Source organism: Halomonas sp. KHS3 (assembly GCF_000830495.1).
Lineage (GTDB): Bacteria > Pseudomonadota > Gammaproteobacteria > Pseudomonadales > Halomonadaceae > Vreelandella > Vreelandella titanicae.
Genome location: NZ_JWHY01000011.1, coordinates 71,911 through 92,040 on the forward strand (window position 1 = coordinate 71,911; position 20,130 = coordinate 92,040).

The window sequence follows — 20,130 nt, forward strand, 5'->3', positions numbered from 1 at the left end:
CCTCTGATTATAACGAACCCACACCCAAGGATGCAGTGTTATGAGTGCATTTTTAAATGACGAACGCGCAAACCCAGTGCCGCCAGCCACGCAAAGTACAGCGAGCCGCCCAGTATCACTAGCCCGGTGACCCAGCTTATCCGTTGCCAAAGGCCAAACGCGAGCCAAGCCTGCCAGTCGGGCGCAATAAAATAGAGGGCCGCGCACATTAGCCCGCTGCCACCTAGTAACTGCACCGCATAGCGCTTCCAGCCCGGCTGAAAGACCAACACTCCCTGCTTATGCAGTAAGTAACCCAACAGGCCCGCGTTCAAGAAAGCAGAAAGCGCGGTGGCTAACGCTAATCCAGCATGAGCCAGCGGCCAAATCAGCAGTAGGTTAAACACCATATTAGCGACCATGGCGATAATGCCTACCTTCACCGGGGTTTTGGTGTCTTGGCGAGCAAAAAATCCCGGTGCCAATACTTTGATTAGCATAAAGGCTACCAAGCCAAAGGCATAAGCACGCAGGCTCATGGCCGCCATCTGGATGTCGTTGTCGGTCATCGCTCCGTAATGAAACAGCGTGATTAACAGCGGCTCGGCAAGCACCGCCAGCGCCAGTGCCGCGGGCAAGCCTAACAGCAATACAATGCGGATCGCCCAATCAAGCATCGCAGCAAAGTGCTCCTTGGACTGGTCAGCATGGCGTTTAGAGAGTGCTGGTAAAATCACCGTCCCAATGGCCACCCCAAACACGCCCAGCGGCAGTTCCACTAAACGATCCGAGTAGTAAAGCCACGACACGCTGCCCGCCGCCAGCAATGACGCCAAAACGGTATCCAACAGCAGGTTAATTTGCGATACCGATACCCCAAACAGCGCAGGCCCCATGAGTTTCAGTATGCGTCGCACTCCCTCATGAGCAAAATTAGGCCAGGGAGTAGGCATCAATCCCAAGCGCAGTAAAAACGGCACCTGAAAAACCAACTGGGCCGCTCCGGCGATCAACACGCCCCAGGCGAGCGCCATGGCGGGCTCTTCCATTAGCGGCATTAAAAACAGCGCCGCACCAATCAGCGAAAGGTTAAGCAGCACCGGGGTAAACGCGGGAACCGCAAAGCGGTTCCAGGTATTCAGTACGCTACCGGAAAACGCGGTGAGCGAAATTAGCAGTAAATAAGGAAAGGTTAAGCGCAGCATATCCGCGGTCAGCGCCAGCTTGTCCGGCTCACTGCCAAACCCAGGGGCAAATACCCAAATCAGCCACGGCGCACAGAGCATCGCCACGGCGGTAATTAGCGCCAGCACCGCCGTTAAGCTACCGGCAGTGGCATTCAGCAGCGCGCGTATCTCCTCCCGACTACGCTGGGTGGAGTACTCTGAGAGCACGGGTACGAAAGCCTGGTTGAAAGCCCCTTCGGCAAACAGACGGCGCAGAAAGTTAGGGATCTTAAACGCCACGAAAAACGCATCAGCGCCATCCCCTGCCCCTAAGAAGGTAGCGATAACCACATCACGCGCCAGCCCCATCACCCTCGACAGCATGGTCATGGCACTGACTACAAGCCCCGAGCGCATTAGCCCGCGACGCACGACTGTGGTGCCTGGGGATGTGTTGGGTGCTTTCTTCGCTGTCATAAGCTATCCAGAAAAATCATCTAGAAAAATCATCCAGACACAAAAAAACCGGCCGCAGCCGGTTTTTTTATGGCGCCTGCCGGCTTACGCCGCCAGTGCCTTAATACGCTTGTTCAAACGGCTCTTCAGGCGAGCTGCTTTCTTCTTAGACAGCACGTCTTTGTCTGCAATACGGTCAACGACCGGTTGCATTGCCTTGAACTCTTCCATTGCCTTAGCGTGGTCGCCGGTGCCGATCGCTTTCACTACACGCTTGATGTAGGTGCGGACCATGCTGCGCTGGCTGGATTTCAGGACGCGACGGTTCTCGGCCTGGCGGGCGCGCTTGCGAGCTTGCTTGCTGTTCGCCACAGGGTATCTCCTTGGAGAATAAAGGTTGCCGATAAAACGGCAACGAAATTAAATATGTGTTCGTCTGCTGTGCTGCCACAGCACGACGTTTCCGCAACAACCAATTGATTTGGCAGGCGTATCACCCTACCAAAGTGTGTAGCAGGCAGTCGAAATAAGCTGCCCGCTCACGGGACTTGTCTGAGAGGATGGCGTAGTCTATCACGCGCTTGGCGAGCTTGCTAGCTACGCCTTTACAAGTACAACGTATAACTTTAAAAGCAGGCTGCCCGGCGCAGACCTACTCAAAGGAAACATGTCAGTGTCATTGCGGCGTTTACACACTCGCTTACTACTAGCCATTTGCATACCGTTGATCCTCGTATCGACAACACTGCTGCCTGTGCTCCATGTCCATATGGAGTCCCGGCTAGATAGCCTGCATACCGAAGCAGATGCCTTATTGAAAGTTGGCCAGGAGGCACTAACCCGCGATATTAATGAAAGCCTAAATTACGCGCTGGCGATTGCCGAAATGCCTGCATTAAGGCGGTACCTGGCAGCACAGGACAACTCGTCGATATCAGCCCAGCCTTATTCGCTTAGCGACTTATCGCAACTTTCAACCTTTCTAAACACGTTGATCAGCCACAACCCTCGCTATACCAAGCTGGTACTCATTGATAATCATGGCAGCGAAGTACTCCGCGCACCTAAAAGTATTCAAACGGGGCACCGCGTGAATGGCAATCATCATGCCTATACCGACTACTTCAAAGAAGCCTCTTCACTGCAGCCACGCGATCTTTATATCTCGCCGCCGGGCCGTAACCTCCAATTTGAGCTAATGGGTAGCGACGTGATTCCTGTGGTCAATGTGTCGACACCCGTTTTTGATGCCATGGGGGAACGCCGTGGCGTGGTGCTTTTGAGCCTCAATTGGGATTACCTTACCAGCGCCCTACGTCAGGCCATGTTGCTTGACCAAGATGCCAATGCGATTTTAATCGACGCCCAAGGACGATGGCTGCTCGATGAAGGCATCCCGCCATTAAATACGACGAGCTTTGGCAGCGATTTTGCCGCCCTTTCACCTCTCTATTGGCAAGCCATGCAGCAGCGCAATACAGGCCATACCAAGGTCGATGGCCAGCTATTACGCTTTCAGACTGAAGATATACGCACTCAGCGCTACCGTAGCCTAGCGGGTACTGTTTTCAGCGAAAACGCTTACTACCCTTGGAAGCTGGGCGTGACATTACCACTACCTACTTGGCGATCCTTAATAGAAGAAGAGACCACCGTGCTCTGGTTTCTACTGTTGACCTACGGTGTCGCCGTCGCCTTTGGAATATTCTGGGCTCTCAGCAGCCAGCGTCAGCGCCAGCTACGTAGGGCGGCTCAGCGCCACGCTCATGAAGTCAGCGATCTTTATGAAAACGCCCCCTGCGGCTACCACTCGCTCGATACCACAGGGCGAGTGATCAAAATGAACCGCACCGAGCTCGCTTGGCTAGGCTACACCGACGAAGAAGTTATTGGTCACATCACTTACCGAGAATTGATCACGCCAGAAACCCGCGATCAGTTTGATAAAGCTTTCGCAAACGTAAAACAAAATCAACCCAGTAGCGCTGAATGCAGCCTGCTAACCCGAAACGGCGAGCAGCGTCACGTCATGATTCAAGCCTCAGCCTTCTGCCGCAATGGTCAGTTTGTGCATTCGCGCGCTACCGTCTTTGACCTTACCGAGCGCAAAGAGCTGGAAGAGAAACTACGCGCCCAAGCCATGACCGACCCCTTAACGGGGGTCTTCAATCGGCGCTATTTACAGGCCCAAGCAACGACTGAAATATCCCGGGCGCGAAGGCAAAATCTCCCAATCGCGTTCATCGCCATTGATATTGACCACTTTAAGCACATTAACGATACGTACGGACATGACGCAGGCGATGACGTACTGAAAAACTTCACCAAAATAGTAACCAAACTGCTTCGCCAGGAAGACTTGCTATGCCGAGTGGGCGGCGAAGAGTTTGCTATTTTGCTTCCCAATACCTCGCTTTCTCAAGCGGAACAGGTGGCCGAGCGAATACGCAGAACAACGGCAGTTACCCCCATTAACGTCACAGCTGAGCACGCCGAACAGGCACTTTGGCTGACTGCTTCACTAGGGGTAACGACTATTCTAGACAACGAAAAAGCACTTAAGCCTGCCCTAAAACGCGCCGATATAGGGCTATACCAGGCTAAAGATAATGGCCGAAACCAAGTGGTTGTTAACGCGAAGTAACTGACCTACTGCGACCTTTAAGGCACGGCCTGCCCGGTAGGCGCTAAAATTTTGCGCAAGAAATGGCGCGTTCGCTCATCTTTGGGTGCAGTGAACAACTCTTCAGGAGGCGCTTCCTCGACGATGCCGCCCTCGTCCATGAAGACAACCCGATCCGCTACTTCCCGGGCGAACTGCATCTCGTGGGTGACCACGATCATCGTCTGGCGCTCTACCGCCAACTGCTTCATCAGGCTCAACACTTCTTCAACCCACTGAGGGTCAAGGGACGACGTGGGTTCGTCAAACAGGATTACATCAGCGTTGGCGGCCATGGCACGACCAATACCCACTCGTTGCTGCTGGCCGCCTGAGAGCGAAGCGGGATAAGCATCTGCTTTGTCTGCCAGGCCGATACGTTCAAGGATCTCTCTTGCCCGTGCATGGGCCTTCGCTTTCGGCAACTTATCCACCACGATCATCCCCTCGCTGATATTCTCCAGCGCGGTTTTGTTGGCGAACAGGCCGTAGTTCTGAAATACAAAGGCGGTACGCCGGCGCAATGCCAGGATATCTGCCCGGCTGGCACGCTGGGTATCAACGCTCAAATCACCCACCTGCAAACGGCCTGCATCAGGGCGTTCAAGAAAGTTGATGCAGCGCAGCAACGTCGATTTACCTGTACCGGAAGGCCCAATGATCACAATGATCTCGCCCTGAGCAAGACTCAAGTCGATATCTTTAAACACCGTATGGCCACTAAAACGCTTGGTAATGCCTTGCAGCGAAATCATCGTTGGTAGGCCTTATTCAGATAAATTTCTAACCGGCGCTGCCCCCAAGAGAGCACTTCCACAATCGCCCAATAAATCAGCGCCACCAGCAGGAATGCTTCTAAATAGAGGAAGCTGCCCGCGGCCTCTTTTTGGGTAGCGCCCATCAACTCGGTCACCCCCAGCGTAAAGGCCAACGAGGTCGCTTTGATCATGTCGATGAAATAGTTCATCAGCGTCGGCGTTGCCACGCGGGTAGCCTGGGGCAAAATGATACGGCGCATCAGTTGCGACTGGGTCATCCCGATGGAAAGCGCGGCTTCAGTCTGGCTGCGATCAATCCCGACAATCGCCGCACGGATAGATTCGGCCATATAGGCAGAGAAGTGCAGCGTCAGGCCTAGCACGGCGGCGGTAACGCCGGTAATCGAGATCAAGGCGCTAATCAGTTGTGGTAGGCCATAATAGAATAGGAACAGCTGAACCAGCAGCGGCGTACCCCGGAAAAACGAGATAAACAGCAGTGAGAAGCCATTTAAGAACGGCACTTTCGATACGCGAACTACCGCCAGCAGGCACGCCAGAATCAGCGCAAAGAACATGGCAATCGTTGCCATTTGAAGGGTGAGCGGCAAGTAGCGCAACAGAACCGGCAGCAGCCCCCACATGTATTCGAGGTTAAGCATGATAATTAAACATAGGCTAAATCGCTTATAAGCAAACGGCCGTGGCAATGCCACGGCCGCGTTGAACGGATCAGTTCAGCGTTTAGGGCTGGGTGATATCAGTATTAAACCACTTTTCCGATATCTCACGCAGCTCACCATTCTCACGCAACTCACTCAGCGCTGCATCGACACGGTCGCGCTGCTCACGGCCCGCTTCATCATCACGGAACGGCAATGCGTTCTCAATGGTCGAGAACGGCTGCCCTGCCAGCTCTAACGGTAGGCCTTTCTCTTTAATGACCTGTGTAGCACTCACGCGATCCATCACAAAGGCTTCTACCCGGCCCAGCGCCACATCCTGTTCGATATTGGACTCATAGGTACGAATATCGATTTCGTCGGCGTTGGGTTGCTCACGTAGCAATTGCTCATAATTAGAGCCCAGGTTGACGGCCACGCTTTTACCGGACAAATCTTCAACACCTTCAATGGTGTCATTGCCTGCCCGCACCACGACCTGCGCGCCGTCATACACGTAAGGCGAAGTGAACACATACTTCGCTTCACGCTCTGGGGTAATGGTGATCTGATTAGCAATGGTGTCGATACGGCCAGATTCAAGCATCCCCGCCAAGCCCGAGAAGCTCGCCGTGACGAACTCGATATCATCACCGGTGATCTCACCCACGGCATTCATGACATCAACTTCAAAGCCTTTGAGTTCATCTTGCTCAACGAAGGTAAAGGGGAAATAACCGCCGGACATGCCCACCCGGAGCGTATCGGCTTGGGCAGAAGCGGCGAAAAACCCACTGGCAACACTCAACGAAAGCGCCGCAAGGGTAGTAGTTAACTTAGCTGGTAGTGGCATGAGTCTGTTTCCTCGTTAGTCGATATCCCGACGATCCGAATAGCCACACAAATAATCATGAGGCATTGATGGCTGCTAGTTTACCTCTACGACAAAAGCATACAAAAGAATATTAAAGATAATTTTTATTCTTTTATTGAATATGCAGTCACACCGTGATGTATGGCTATTTGTGGCGAATGGCCTGAAACGTTTTAAAGGTAGCGGCTTGGCGATCGGCATCTAGCACACCTCCACCCAGCGCTGCCAACTCCTGAGTAAACGTAACCAGTTTTTCCAACTGTACCTTATCAAACCCGCGCCTGCGCTTTGGCTTTTTGAGGATGACACTTACACCACTGATCAAATGCTCTTCTTGCTGAAAGGCTTCTGGAGGTGGCATCAATCCAGGCGGGTAGGCATTGGTAACCCGCAATGGGTTTTGCGGGGTAACGCCTGGCACGCTATAAACCTGAAAGGCCTCATCGTAGTGGGCCTCCCACTTTTGCAGGCTCGAGAACAGCTTTTTGTTGAGTGCGATATCCGGTTGATCAAACATCACAAACAGTACATGAGTGCTCTCTTCTGCCTCTACAGGTGCCACCTCCTCTACGCTATCTTCATTCTCGGGTAACGTAGAGGAGGTATTCACCTGTTTAGCAACAGCAGGGGGCTGAGCGGCCAGTTCATTGCTCTCATCAGTTGGCACTGACTGTCCGAGCCTTAGCCACTCTCCGCCCCTCCAGCACGCCTCTGCCACTCAATAGGAAATACATGCAAATGATAAGGCTGTTAAAACTCAACAAGCCAGCCGCCATAGCCAAAGTTACTGACTGTTTATGCGGATCCATTCGTTATTTTCCTGATAAATAAGAAATAAAAAATTGAGTAGTCAAGATAGCTCCAGCGTAGCGAGCTGCCTTCATTATCGAACAAACATCAATAAGATTAATGTTATGAGCTAAGTAATTGGTGCTAGGCATAAGCCAATAAAGAAAAGAGACTAAGTATTGGATGTCCAGAAACCTTATACTACGCGGTACAAGCCATCACTCGTACCAACCACACCAACCGGCTTCTCTTTTCTAATTTAGCAAAACTGAGGAAATTCTATCAATATGTCTGTATTCATATAAAAGTAAAAATTGTTTCAGATCTAACTGGTGAAGAGGTTTGATAGGCAAATCCACTAGGCCTTTTCGTCCATTTACTTCCATGATGTTGTGCCAATATAGGCACAACTAGGCCGTTAAGGCCATTTGATAGTCTAGAACGTACAACCAGAGAGACAACACGGCCTATCATAGATATTACAGATCTCATTGACAGCCTTTTTATACGATTTTGAATACGCAGTGCTGACTGAAACTCACTCAAATGCATAAAATCACACAAATTACAAGAACAGCTATACTTAAAACCGCTGAATGAATAATATCAACAAACTTCTGGCAATGAAGACTACAAAAGACATTTGAAATAATGTATAAACATAATAGAGACCTATTACGCTCAATTAAAGGGATATTATGATTCCAGTAACTAAGCCCTACCTACCCAACCGCGAGAGACTCGACCGCTATATTGATGGTATTTATGAACGCGCCTGGTTGACAAATAATGGTGAACTTGTAAAAGAGCTTACTAAGCGATTGGAATCATATTTAAGTGTAGAAAATCTCCTTCTAGTTGCCAATGGAACATTAGCTCTTCAAATTGCTTATCGTGCTTTAGGTATTAGTGGTCACGTAGAACCTACCGAAGCTATCACTACTCCCTTTACGTTTGTGGCTACAGCGAGCTCACTTAAATGGGAAGGTATAGAACCCATTTTTGTCGATATCAACCAGAATACTTGGTGCCTTGACCCGACATTAATTGAAGCTGCAATCACACCTAACACAAAAGCAATTGTCCCGGTACACGTTTTTGGCAATGCATGTGAAGTAGAAAAAATCGACAACATTGCTAGAAAGCATCAATTAAAAGTTATTTATGATGCATCCCACGCCTTTGGCGTAAACTACAAAGGTGAAAGCCTACTTAAGCATGGCGACGCTGCAACTCTTAGCTTTCACGCAACCAAACTTTTTCACACAGGTGAAGGTGGCGCTATCATATTCAAACGTAAGGAAGACTTAGAGCGCGCTAAGAAAATGATTAATTTCGGCATCACTGGACCAGAGGTAATAGAAGGGTTGGGTATTAATGCTAAAATGAATGAGTTGCAAGCAGCGATGGGTCTAGCGGTGTTAGACGAGATAGATCAAAACCTCAGTGCAAGAAAGGAAATTTGGACAGAATATAAGGAAATTTTAAAAGGACTTGTTAAGTTCCAAGACAACAGCATGAATTCAACTAAAAATTATTCCTATTTTCCAGCAGTATTCAAGAGCAAAGAAGTTGCTAATAAAGTACTTAACATTTTGATGGAAAACAACATTCACCCAAGAAGATATTTCTATCCTTCACTGGAAACTCTAACCTATGTAACAGACAACAATAGAAAAATAGTTTCTCACGGCATTGCCAATAAAATACTATGCCTACCAATCTATCCAGGCTTAAAGATAGACACAGTAAAAGAAAGTATTTATAAGGCCATCAAGCATATCAATCAGGAAAAAAAATGAAACCCTCATTATTTTTCATATTAGGCAATCCAAGATCAGGCACTTCGCTTTTAAGATTAATGTTGAACAGTCATCCAGGTATATTGGCTCCGCCTGAGTGTGGTTTTCTATTATGGTTAACCGACTCATACCTAAGCAATACAGTTTACTCTGAAGAGTCTCTATTGAGATTTTCTAAAGATGTATTTAATTGTAGAAAATTTGAGACATGGGGGGTCAGTGAAAGAGATATTCTAAATCAACTCCTTATAACACGCCCTTGTAGTTACTTAGAGCTAGCGACTAGCGTTTATTTAGCTTACGCAAAAAAACAAAAAAGAAGCCCCTCCATGATTGGAGATAAAAATAATCATTACATCAAAGAAATAGAAAAAATAAATAAATTTCACCCAAACGCAAAAAAAATATTTATCATTCGAGATGGCAGGGATGTTGCACTGTCTTACTTAAAAATATCTCAAAGCGATTTAGAGTCGAAATACCGTCCACAATTGCCTAATACTATTGAAGAAATAGCAACCGAATGGAACTCGACTTCATTAATAATTCATGAACACGAGCATGATAGAAACTCATGTATTGTAACCTATGAAAGTCTTATTCAGTTCCCGGAAAAAACACTTAAGAAAATATGCAGGCATTTAAACATTAGCTACTCAAAAAAAATGTTAGACTTCTATACTAAAAATGACGAGCCTACAGATTTTTTGCAATGGAAAGAAAAAACCAAACTTCCCTTGGATTCATCAAATCTATATAAATACGAAAAAGAAATGACAACGAAAGATATTCAACGCTTCGAAAAAAGAGCTGTCAAATATCTTAAATTATTTAATTATTTATAATAACTTACACTACGAAATGGGTAGACGATAATCTCTACCCACTTCAAAAATGATAAATTATTGTTATTTAAAAATGATAAATTGGTTTCCCATAATATCAACACTGAGACTGTTCATTTCAACAAACTCATCAACAGCTTTTTTCACGCCTCCCTCCCACCAGCCACCTAACTGATAGTCATCACCACAAATCATACCCCCGAGTTTCACTTTTTGATATGAAAGAGCAAGATCCTTCATTACATATTCATATAAATGATTACCATCTATATAAACCCAATCCAAACTATTATCATTAAAATGGAGTAACGCAGCCTCAGAAACAGCACGATGTATTTGAACTACACCATTATCTACCTCTTTAGAAAAACGATTATTCACATGTTCAAATCGCTCATTTAATTCAATTTGCCCACCACTCAAACCGCCATACCATGATTCAGAATACAGGCTATCGTTCTCATATTTCCAAGGATCAACCAAGTGCAACTTAGCAGGTTTAACATATTGCATTATAAGTTGACTAAAATCTCCTTTATGCACACCTATTTCAGCGCCAATAGACCTTTTTGGCAATCTCTCAAGCAAGTTGATACGAACCTCATCCTTATCCATTTGCACCCTCTTCGCGTAAGTAATCTTGTAAGTCTTTGAGTTTATTTATTACACTATCTTCTCCCCTTGCAGAAAGAAGTTTTTTTCTTTCCAATAAAACTTCATCCTTACTTTTATCTTTTATCTCTCCAATCCCTACTAGTTTAGAAAATTCTTCTAAATCAACAGCATTGACACCCATTGCTTTTATACGCTTCCACATTGGATTTATAATTCTTCTGTTATGGTGTATTATTTTCTCCTTAAGTACAACGTGTGTACCATAATAAATAGCTGCATTAATCGTAGCTCCTGCTTGTGCTCTATCATGAGCAGTAACAAGAATTTCAGCCTTAGATACTAACGCGAAATAATCCTCTTTACTCATAAACTCGCAGATTAAATATGTATTCTTTTCTAAACCACATGACGTCAAATGTTTTTTAATAAAGCCAGCATACTCATTAGACACATTATATGAAAAAGGTATAAATATTTTATAATTAACGATATCTTTTTTCTTAGAAAGAATATTCAAAATATCAATGTGATTATTGCCAACATCTCCACTATTACCAACAATGATAATTTTCTCTTTCTTTTCTATAGCTTTATTTTCATCAAATGGCAACTTATATAAAAAATCAAAGTGTGGTTTCCTCCCGAAAATGCGAGCAAAAACATCGTAATCTGAAGATGTAACTGTCGCCACACAGTCTATATTTTTCACTAAATCAGCCATGTTATTATCTTCTTTTTCACAACAATATAAATCACCACCCCATATAATCCACACCAACTTCTTTTTAAGGCCTATATGTTTTACAATTTTTTTCTGCCATTCAAAGAAAATCCCATGGAATAAAACACCTTCAACTGCGTCATTCAGACAATTATTAAGCACACTTTCAAAGTCTTTTTCAAAATCGAAAAAAATAGCTTTATTATTGTTGGATAAATCAACATCATACCCTGGTATTGAGCGACATCTCTCTACATAAATATATTGTTCAGTATCTAGTAATCTTTCATCAGCTAGCGTATTAACCAAAGGCTGAATGTGAATATTATTAAAACAAATATGAATAATCTTTTTTTCAGGCGAACGAAACAACTCCCGGCCTTTTATATTTTTCATCTTAATTGGCAAATAACTTTTCATTTTAGCTACATATTTCTTCCCAAACTCTGGGCTGATACTCTGTAGCAACTTAAGACTAAAATCGATGCTGCCATAAGCCTCATGTAGAATAAATGCCATCTTTTTCACTGCATCTTCTGAAAGCTCACCCATTCGATTAATATCTTTCACATATACAGCATCTGCTGTTGTCAGCTGATTAATGCCTTGATGAATTCCACCGTTGATTTTCATCGGGGCATAGAGGCGCCTCCTTTGCTCTAAAAGAGTATGCAGCATAAAACCATTTGCACGCATCCACTGATCAATTTCGGCGAAAAGTGGTTGATTTTCATAAAGCTGTATAAAATTCACTTCAGTTTGGATAATCAGTGCATTTTTTAGTTTAGTTACAGCATTTTTAAATACATTCAATTCGCCGCCTTGAATATCGATTTTTAACCAGTCGATTTTTTTAATTTCGCTGACATCATCCAGCCGGACAGTATCTATTTCCTCGATCGACTTAACTTTCCCCCAAATTGGGTAGCCTTGGAAATGATCTAGCACTTGATTATTAGGTTTTAGCGTTGAAGTCATGCCCGAGGCTTGGCAAATATAAAGTTTAGTTTTCTCACCAGTACCAACAGCGTGGGGCAAATACGTTTCATTCGGCCCCTTCATTGTTAGAAGCTTTTGAAGAGCGTCTTTTTGTGGTTCGAAACCGATCAGATTAACCAAACCACGCTGAAGCAGCCCTGCATAAGGAGGGGTGCCATCAATAGGGTTTGCACCAATATCAATCACATAGATTGGCCCATCAAGTTCCCATAAGGCTGTGGGTTTCTTATGCAACTGAGATTTCGTAAGATTAGAATTACGTGCAACATCATTATGCGCTGATTCTTGGACGTCGCTTTGTGGTAACTCAGCATCACCATTCAGCGTATCATTATATGTCGATGCACTATCAGACACTAATTGCTCACTATTGGCCGGGGAGTACGCCAATCTAGGGCTAGACTCCTTCAGGCTATCAGTATTGGATTCATCAATACTGGGGTTCAGCAGTCTTTCTTCAAATAAGTATTTTTCTGCTTTTTTTTCATCTACTTTAACCAGCACCTCATATGCCATATCTGTAATGCCATACACGGTATGCAACAGAAAAGCCAGTTTGGAGCGCTGGTTTTCACTCAGCTCAGCCAGCCGCTCGTGAGTGGGCAGGAAAATGGCATCGGCACTTTGAAGTTCGGTAGCTTGGCGAATTTCTGCAGATACGCTATCCGGCAGGTGGCTTAAGTGCTGTTGGTTATTGAAACGATAGAAACGAAAGCCGTGGCGTGACATCCAATGCTGAATTTCAGCTAAATTAGGCTGATGCTTATGCGTTGGCTGAAAGGCAATACGCACTTGAGTGACTAGCGTATCTTTAAGAGCTTTTTCGCCGTTTTCAAGGATTGCAGTGGCGTCGCTTAGATCATCTAGAATTAACCAATCCAGACTCTCCAGCCCTTCGATGCTATCTAACGCGATGGTATTGATCGGAAGCTTAGCAAGCACGCTTGCACCTGCTGGGTTAGCTCCGTACTGTTGTTCCGCTGGCAGCGGTTCCAGGGTGCTGCTCAATGCTGGATCTAAGCACGCATAAAGCGTCGCTGTGGTACCATTCCCAAGCACAGCATGTGGGAAAACTTGTACGTCGTCGCTACCTTCGAATTGATTCGGGTTTTCCACTCTGCTAGCAGGGTCGAATGAAACAATACCAAAGGCTTTTAGCTTCCTTAGGCTTACAAGACTTTGCTGCCGGATAAGCTCTGAACCGTTATCTAACACTATAATCTTGCTAGGTAAAGACCAGCTGAACTCGTCTGCCTCGGTTTCGAAATTTTCTGCATAAATAACATCAACGGGTGTTTCTTCGTCTGTAAATTGTGCCTGCCCCGTTTTATCGAACGTTAAAGCAGTTGGCTGCTTTCCCTCGCAATGGCGCTGCCAAATGGCACGCATCGCATCAGTAAAGTGTCTTGAAAAACGAGTGGCATCACATACAGGCGATTCTAATAAGGCCTGACGCAAGTGTTGCCTAATAGTAGCAAGACTATCTAAATCACTGGCTAACGAAATAGCACGTTCTTGGTAATCTTCCCAACTATTTACTACTAGCTCCGGCATACCTGCATTGGCTAAGTGGGTGGCACTATGTCTTCCGGCGAAAGTTGGCCCAGGAAGCGTGATAACAGGAACTCCCATTAACAAAGCCTCACAAGTCGTTAAACCACCAGAATAAGGCCAAGGGTCTAAAGCAATATCTACATTTTCGTACGAGGCAAGTAATTCTCTATGGCGGGATGGCCCTTCAATAATTAATCGATCAGCTGATATACCTAAGTCTTTTATTTTTAGCTCAATATGATCTTTCATCTCCTTCGATTCATATTGAATACTCTTTAAATATAACTTTGAACGTGGCACTCGATGTAAAATCTCTGCCCAACGACTAATTACAACGTCATTTATCTTTTTACCATTATTAAAACATGCAAAAGTAACAAACCCATTTTTAATCGCAGGCAAAGAAGATACTAAAGGAGCATACACAGGTGGAGAGTAGCATATATAGTCGTCTGGCAATCGAATTAAATTTTCAACATATCGATCATCCACCCCTAATGGTGTTTCAATACTATCAGAGATAAGATAATCGATAGCTTTAACGCCTGTTGTATTTATCAGCCCACCAACCCATTTAATCTGAAGTGGCGCTGCTCTCATGGCCACAGCCATCATTCGATTTCCGGAGTTATGGCCTGACAAGTCAACAAAAATATCAACACAGTCAGAAACGACGAGTGAACAAAATTCTGAATCTTCTAAGTGGTCAATTACTTGCCATTTACTGGCGATATTTTTAAAACGCTCAGTAACATCATCACAATGATTATTCGAGCTATAAAAGTAAAAATCAAATTGATATGAAGAACAGTTTTCTAATGCTGAAATTATCATATGGCCTACAGGATGGCTACGAAAACCATCAGATATCATGCCAATACGAATTTTTTTTTCTTTTTTTAATAAAACGTTAAACTCTTTGGTTTCTGTTAAATCAAAACTTCTACCCCATTCCATACATATTTTTTGCAGTTTAGCTTCAGAAATCTCTGGATGATAATGCGCAGTTGTTAAATAATTTGACCACGCAAGTGAGGTACTGTCAGGAAACGAGATGGCTTTTTTGTATACTGCAAGGCTTTCTTCTAATCGCCCAAGGCTATTGAGCACATTCCCTAGGTTATTATGTAATGCAAAACTATTTGGATTTATAGAAACCCCTTTTTCATAACAAGACAATGCATCTTTATAACGATGCAATGACATCAATATATTGCCTTTAAGTGAAAGATATTCACCTTTTTTTGGCTTTAATCGGCATGCCGCTTCTGCAAAAATAAGTGCATCTTCATTCTTCCCCTTCTTACTCAACAAATAAGCTAATCCGTAGCAAATACCAGGATTACGTTTTTCAACTTCATACCCTTTCAGCAAATACTCCTCAGCTTCATCATATAGCCCTAGAAAATAAGATGCCTCCGAGTATTTTGCGTAATCCTTAGCATCACAAGCGCCGATATTATCAAGTGTCGCAAAAACGTCATAAGCACTTTGATAGTTTTTATCATCTAAAAACTCGATTGCTTTTTTCTTCAAATTATTAATATTACTCATCAAACACCTTCACTATAATCAGCATATGCACATAACCATAGCTCTCATGCTAATCAATAAATCTAAAAAAAGACACAGCCACCGTGAAATATTTTGCAAATAGAGACTAGAATGAAAATTATAAGTAAATATTTTAAACAAAAAAGGCAGGCCATAGGCCTGCCTTATATGTACTTGTCTTAACTAAAAATTATCCCAGAAGAGACAGTACGTTCTGCGGTGTTTGGTTTGCCTGTGCCAGTACAGAGGTGCCAGCCTGTTGCAGGATCTGAGCACGGGTCATGTTAGCGACTTCACTTGCGTAGTCAGCATCTTCAATACGTGACCGAGCAGCGGATAGGTTGGTTTCGTTGGTCTGCAGGTTGGTGATCGCAGACTCGAAACGGTTTTGGATCGCACCTAATCCAGAACGCAGCTCGTCGACTTGCTTCAGAGCACTATCAAGCTGCTCCATCGGATTAGCAGTTGCACCGTTCAACAGGTCTTTAGCTGACAACTCACCACCAGCAACGGTAAACGCAGCTTCCGTTTGATCAGTAGTAATGTCGGCCTCGGAAGGCTCTAGCGCTACGCTGAAGTCCTGAGCATTAGCGGCGCCAGTACCTGCAATATCAAAGCCTTGCAATTTAAGGGCTGTAACTTCTGATTCATTTTGAGCTTCAATGTTAACTTCAGCATACCAATTACCGGCTTCATCAACTTTGGCAGAACCCGTATCTACTGTAATGGCACCGGCTGACACACCTAGTTTTGTTGCAAGGTCAGCTGCGAAGTCATTGACAGAGCTACCTACAACAGCAGTTGAGGATCCGTATGCTTTTTCAAATGCTGCAGTTGCTGTAGCACCACCAGCTGCAGCAAGATCAGTCGAAGTACCTTGTGGGCCATTAACATTGAAGCTGGCAAGGTTTAGAGTACCAGCAGTGATTTTTTCCAAGGCAACGTCGATAGACTCACCGTCGTTGGCACCCACCTGAATAGACAGGCTTTGGTCGTCAGCAAGCACTTTAACGCCGTTGAAGTCAGTCTGATCAGAGATACGGTTGATCTCAGTCAGACGCTGATCGATTTCGTCCTGAATGGAAGCACGGTCATCAGCAGAGTTAGTGTCGTTCTGAGACTGAACGGCCAGCTCACGGATACGCTGCAGGTTGTCGTTTACCTGGTTCAGGGCGCCTTCAGCGGTTTGCGCAACGGAGATACCGTCGTTGGCGTTACGCTGAGCCTGTGACAGACCAGTGATCTGTGAAGACATGCGGTTGGCGATGGCTTGGCCAGCGGCGTCATCTTTAGCGCTGTTGATGCGCAGACCAGAGGACAAACGCTCCATAGCGGTAGACAGGGAATTCTGTGATTTAGCCAGGTTGTTCTGGCCGATCATCGCTGTGATATTGGTATTGATCACTGACATGGTGTGTATCTCCTTGCATGGACACTGGCCTTGAAGGCCCGCTTTTCGGCCACTTTGTGTGCCGTTATATTAATTAACGGCAGCGCGGCGGGGTTCTTTAGGGGAAGTGGTAAAAAAAGATGTAAAAGTTGGTAACTGAGAGGTGATGCAAGTAGTGTTTTTAGCAAACATAATGATTGTTGCGCTTCTCTTGCAAAAACGGCCTCATAGTATAGGAGGCCGTTTGTTCATTCTGGGTTCTGGTTAACGTTACTTCTTGCGACCTAGCTGAGCGTCAAGTGCATCAAACTGCTGGGTGAGGTAAGAGCTGGTTTGGTTCATTTGGGCGACCATGCCATCTAACTGACCAAACTGCTTACGATAGCGGGCGATGGTGCTCTCTATCGTCTTTTCCATGCGTTCAAAGCGTTCATCTAAGCTTTTTACACGATTTTCCGCTCCCGTAATGGCACCTTTGATAGTTCCATTGTCACTTAATAAGTTGGTTAACGTCGTGGTTAGCTGCCCTGCCATGCCACTCGCTTCATCTTTGCCAGCAAAAAAATCGCTGAGCGCGTCGGGACTCTTGGCCGCCAGATCACTTAACTTGTCTTCATCGAGCTCTAGCTTACCGTCACGCTGCAAGGTAATGCCTAGCTGGTTAAGGGTAGAAAACTCACCTTCCGCAACACTACCTATCATCACACTGCGCAACCGAGACTCAATGGTGCGTACCGTGCTGTCTCCTAGCAACTTACCGGCAGTTTGGGTTTTGCTATCATATTTTGTAAGGTTATTAATTGTTCCTTCCAAGCTATTATAGGCTTTAACAAACTCGCCTACCGCCTCGCGCAACGCTAGGGTGTTGCGCTCAACGCTTACCGTGCTGGTAGCCGTCTCGCCATCTTCCAACGCTAAACTTGCAATGTTGAGTGTAACGCCTTGAATAGCATCTTCAATTTGGTTACTGGCACTGGTGATATCAATTCCATTTACCTTCAATACAGCATCTTTGCCCATCTGCTGGGTAGCCGCATCTTCACTAAAGGGGCCAGCCACAGCTACACCACCGCCATCAACAAAACTAAAACTATTGATTGAGGCCTCAGCGCCGCTTTCCTTGGAACTCAATGCCAATCGATAGCCCGTACCGTCATTGATGATAGAGGCACTGACTCCCGACTCTTTGTCTGCATTAATTGCATCACGAATATCGCTTAGACTGCTATCGGCTGTTAGGGCGATATCGACACTATCGCCACTGCCAAAGCTAAGCTGAAACGCAGTCGCCCCTTGTAAGTCGAGCGCAGCATCTTGATCGCCAACGCGGGTAGACGCGAGCGTACCCGCAGTGGCCAACTGGCTAACTTGAACGCGATAACTGCCGGGCAATGCATCGGCTGTCGCTGTTGCTTTTACGCCCTCTCCCTGCACGTTGGCAGAAAGGCTTTGATACAGCTTAGGATCGTTTATTTTCCCTACTACATCTTTAAAAGCATTCAGCGATGTTTGCAGTTGACCATAGGCTGAAACTTTGGCGCTTTGATCTGCTTTTTGCTTCGTAATCGGCGCAAGCTTACCGCGCTCTGCTTTCTGCAATTGATCCAATAGGCCAGTCAGGTCAAGACCCGAGCCAACGCCAAGGGAGGTTATCGTCGCCATATTGACTGTTCCTCAGTAAAAAGGCTAAACCTGAAACATTCAGCGCATGGGGGTACGCTGACAATTGTGATATGTAACCCTATCGGCTGATTAGCGGGTAACTTTAGCGCTTTTTCTTTCGCTAAATTGATTGTTTTTCTTTTGCTAACAAAAACGCCTGCTTAGCACAGGCGTTTTGGGGTGGGGTTAGGCGGCAGAGTGGATCAGCCTCGACCTAGCTGCGCATCCAGCGCATCGAACTGTTGGGTGAGATAACTGCTGGTCTGGTTCATTTGCGCAACCATGCCATCCAATTGACCAAACTGAGTGCGGTAACGAGATATCGTTTGCTCAATTGATTGCTCCATACGGGTATATTGCTCTACAAGCGATGCTTTGAGATTTTCAGCCCCGCTAATCGCACCTTCCACTCGGCCATTAGAGCTAAGTAATTGTTCGACAGCTGTATTAATTTGCCCTGCCATACCCGCCTCATCCGTATCGCCTGCGAAGAAGGTTGAAAGCGCACCTTGGTTATTAGCAATGGCATCATCAAGTTTGTCCTGATCGATCTCAAGCTTGCTATACCCAAGCTCGCTATCGTACTTATGAGAAATGCCAACATCGCTGAGAATGGAGAGTTCACCCTCAACAGCCCCACCCAGTACACCGCGCAAGCGCGATTCGACGGTACGGACGGTGCTATCGCCCAATAGCTCACCCGACTCGCCAGTTTCGAAATTGAAACTGGTGAGATCACCAATCTTGTCTTTAAGGCCATTGTAGGCTTCCACAAAGCTGGTCACAGCCTCGCGAACAGCGCGGGTGTCTTGCTCAACGGTGACCGTACTATCACCCTCTTCTTCAAGGTTAAGTGTCACACCTTGGATAGCGCCTTCTACCTTATTAGTGGAGCTGGTGATGTCAATGCCGTTGACGGTAAGCGCTGCGTCAGTACCGCTTTGCAGCGTATTGGCGGTATCTGAAGTGAACGGGGCAGTACCGTCAAAACTGAAATCAGCGATAGAGGCATCTGCGCCGGTTTCACTAGAGCTAAGCGCAAGGCGGAAATTGGTACCATCATTAATGATAGTCGCGTTCACGCCAGAATCTTCAGTGGCGTTAATTGTATCGCGAATATCTTCCAGAGTGCTGCCTGACGCTATATCGACCTCTTGAGTGGAACCATCAGCAAAGTTCAGGGTTAATTTTTGGTCAGCAGCTGTGATTGCCTCATCGGCGGCTGTCACCCCTTCTGAAGCAAGTGTGCCGCGAGTGGCTAGAGTGTCAACGGTAACGTTATAGCTGCCTGGCTGCGCTTCCGCATCAGCAGCGGCAGTAATGGCTGAACCGCCCACATTAGTGGAGAGACTTTCGTAAAGAGCACTGTCATTGAGCGCATCAGCAGCAGTTTGAAACTGCGAGAGCGCGCTCTTCAACTGCCCGTAGGCGGAAATCTTGGTCTGCTGGGTTTCCTGCCGCGCCGCAAGCGGAACAAGCTTCTTTTCCTCAGCGTCTTGTAACTGATCCAATAAGCCGTTGAGATCCAGGCCTGAGCCAATACCAAGTGATGAAATGGAAGCCATACTTTACCGTCCTCTTTTATAACGTCATCACGCTGTTGCTTACACTGCCCGTGAAGAAATTTATCATCCTAGTAGTT

Annotated in this window: 14 protein-coding genes; 3 read left to right on the forward strand and 11 right to left on the reverse strand. The window is 45.9% G+C overall.

Features of this window, described 5'->3' with window-relative positions; genetic code table 11:
- Window positions 1-38: 38 nt before the first annotated feature.
- Both murJ and rpsT read right to left on the reverse strand, forming a co-directional pair.
- Window positions 39-1,622, reverse strand: a complete 1,584-nt coding sequence (gene murJ, locus RO22_RS20430; RefSeq protein ID WP_027956925.1) for a murein biosynthesis integral membrane protein MurJ — start codon at window positions 1,620-1,622, stop codon at window positions 39-41.
- A gap of 84 nt (window positions 1,623-1,706) precedes the next feature.
- Window positions 1,707-1,973, reverse strand: a complete 267-nt coding sequence (rpsT, locus tag RO22_RS20435) for a 30S ribosomal protein S20 (protein WP_022521977.1) — start codon at window positions 1,971-1,973, stop codon at window positions 1,707-1,709.
- Window positions 1,974-2,328: 355 nt separating this feature from the next.
- Between rpsT and RO22_RS20440 the strand changes: the two genes are divergently transcribed.
- Window positions 2,329-4,245 (forward strand): GGDEF domain-containing protein, encoded by a 1,917-nt coding sequence (locus RO22_RS20440; RefSeq protein WP_411906902.1) that lies wholly within the window; start codon window positions 2,329-2,331, stop codon window positions 4,243-4,245.
- A 17-nt stretch (window positions 4,246-4,262) separates the two neighbouring features.
- Here RO22_RS20440 and RO22_RS20445 read toward each other — a convergent pair whose 3' ends face one another.
- From RO22_RS20445 to RO22_RS20460, 4 genes are all read right to left on the reverse strand, one after another.
- Complete coding sequence (locus tag RO22_RS20445) at window positions 4,263-5,018, reverse strand: amino acid ABC transporter ATP-binding protein (protein WP_027956927.1); 756 nt, start codon at window positions 5,016-5,018, stop codon at window positions 4,263-4,265.
- Window positions 5,015-5,683, reverse strand: a complete 669-nt coding sequence (locus tag RO22_RS20450; protein WP_035538134.1) for an amino acid ABC transporter permease — start codon at window positions 5,681-5,683, stop codon at window positions 5,015-5,017. Before RO22_RS20450 ends, RO22_RS20445 begins: the two co-directional genes overlap by 4 nt.
- 82 nt (window positions 5,684-5,765) lie before the next feature.
- On the reverse strand, window positions 5,766-6,536 hold the full coding sequence (locus tag RO22_RS20455; RefSeq protein ID WP_041159255.1) for an amino acid ABC transporter substrate-binding protein: 771 nt from the start codon (window positions 6,534-6,536) through the stop codon (window positions 5,766-5,768).
- A gap of 166 nt (window positions 6,537-6,702) precedes the next feature.
- On the reverse strand, window positions 6,703-7,224 hold the full coding sequence (locus RO22_RS20460) for a hypothetical protein (RefSeq protein WP_041159256.1): 522 nt from the start codon (window positions 7,222-7,224) through the stop codon (window positions 6,703-6,705).
- An 820-nt stretch (window positions 7,225-8,044) separates the two neighbouring features.
- On the opposite strand from RO22_RS20460, the gene RO22_RS20465 reads away from it, so the two are divergent.
- Both RO22_RS20465 and RO22_RS24330 read left to right on the forward strand, forming a co-directional pair.
- Window positions 8,045-9,148 carry a DegT/DnrJ/EryC1/StrS family aminotransferase gene (locus tag RO22_RS20465; protein ID WP_041159257.1) on the forward strand — a complete coding sequence of 368 codons (1,104 nt, stop codon included), beginning with the start codon at window positions 8,045-8,047 and terminating at the stop codon, window positions 9,146-9,148.
- Complete coding sequence (locus RO22_RS24330; protein ID WP_084625510.1) at window positions 9,145-9,993, forward strand: sulfotransferase family protein; 849 nt, start codon at window positions 9,145-9,147, stop codon at window positions 9,991-9,993. Before RO22_RS20465 ends, RO22_RS24330 begins: the two co-directional genes overlap by 4 nt.
- 63 nt (window positions 9,994-10,056) lie before the next feature.
- On the opposite strand, the gene RO22_RS20475 is transcribed toward RO22_RS24330, so the two are convergent.
- The 5 genes from RO22_RS20475 to fliD (RO22_RS20495) form a co-directional block, all read right to left on the reverse strand.
- Window positions 10,057-10,608, reverse strand: a complete 552-nt coding sequence (locus RO22_RS20475; RefSeq protein WP_052475734.1) for a class I SAM-dependent methyltransferase — start codon at window positions 10,606-10,608, stop codon at window positions 10,057-10,059.
- Window positions 10,601-15,436: a TDP-N-acetylfucosamine:lipid II N-acetylfucosaminyltransferase gene (locus tag RO22_RS23950; RefSeq protein WP_052475735.1), complete on the reverse strand. Its 4,836-nt coding sequence runs from the start codon at window positions 15,434-15,436 to the stop codon at window positions 10,601-10,603. The genes RO22_RS20475 and RO22_RS23950 overlap by 8 nt, the downstream gene beginning before the upstream one ends.
- A gap of 190 nt (window positions 15,437-15,626) precedes the next feature.
- Window positions 15,627-16,847 (reverse strand): FliC/FljB family flagellin, encoded by a 1,221-nt coding sequence (locus RO22_RS20485; protein ID WP_041159259.1) that lies wholly within the window; start codon window positions 16,845-16,847, stop codon window positions 15,627-15,629.
- A gap of 249 nt (window positions 16,848-17,096) precedes the next feature.
- On the reverse strand, window positions 17,097-18,488 hold the full coding sequence (gene fliD, locus RO22_RS20490) for a flagellar filament capping protein FliD (protein WP_041159260.1): 1,392 nt from the start codon (window positions 18,486-18,488) through the stop codon (window positions 17,097-17,099).
- A gap of 203 nt (window positions 18,489-18,691) precedes the next feature.
- Window positions 18,692-20,053 carry a flagellar filament capping protein FliD gene (gene fliD, locus RO22_RS20495; protein ID WP_027956931.1) on the reverse strand — a complete coding sequence of 454 codons (1,362 nt, stop codon included), beginning with the start codon at window positions 20,051-20,053 and terminating at the stop codon, window positions 18,692-18,694.
- Window positions 20,054-20,130 lie beyond the last annotated feature (77 nt).

Bases quoted from the DNA above. Each gene is read 5' to 3' on its own strand.
- murJ (WP_027956925.1), bottom strand. From the start codon at position 1,622: ATGACAGCGAAGAAAGCACCCAACACATCCCCAGGCACCACAGTCGTG.
- RO22_RS20445 (WP_027956927.1), bottom strand. From the start codon at position 5,018: ATGATTTCGCTGCAAGGCATTACCAAGCGTTTTAGTGGCCATACGGTG.
- RO22_RS20450 (WP_035538134.1), bottom strand. From the start codon at position 5,683: ATGCTTAACCTCGAATACATGTGGGGGCTGCTGCCGGTTCTGTTGCGC.
- RO22_RS20455 (WP_041159255.1), bottom strand. From the start codon at position 6,536: ATGCCACTACCAGCTAAGTTAACTACTACCCTTGCGGCGCTTTCGTTG.
- RO22_RS20465 (WP_041159257.1), top strand. From the start codon at position 8,045: ATGATTCCAGTAACTAAGCCCTACCTACCCAACCGCGAGAGACTCGAC.
- RO22_RS24330 (WP_084625510.1), top strand. From the start codon at position 9,145: ATGAAACCCTCATTATTTTTCATATTAGGCAATCCAAGATCAGGCACT.
- RO22_RS20475 (WP_052475734.1), bottom strand. From the start codon at position 10,608: ATGGATAAGGATGAGGTTCGTATCAACTTGCTTGAGAGATTGCCAAAA.
- RO22_RS23950 (WP_052475735.1), bottom strand. From the start codon at position 15,436: ATGAGTAATATTAATAATTTGAAGAAAAAAGCAATCGAGTTTTTAGAT.
- RO22_RS20485 (WP_041159259.1), bottom strand. From the start codon at position 16,847: ATGTCAGTGATCAATACCAATATCACAGCGATGATCGGCCAGAACAAC.
- fliD (WP_041159260.1), bottom strand. From the start codon at position 18,488: ATGGCGACGATAACCTCCCTTGGCGTTGGCTCGGGTCTTGACCTGACT.
- fliD (WP_027956931.1), bottom strand. From the start codon at position 20,053: ATGGCTTCCATTTCATCACTTGGTATTGGCTCAGGCCTGGATCTCAAC.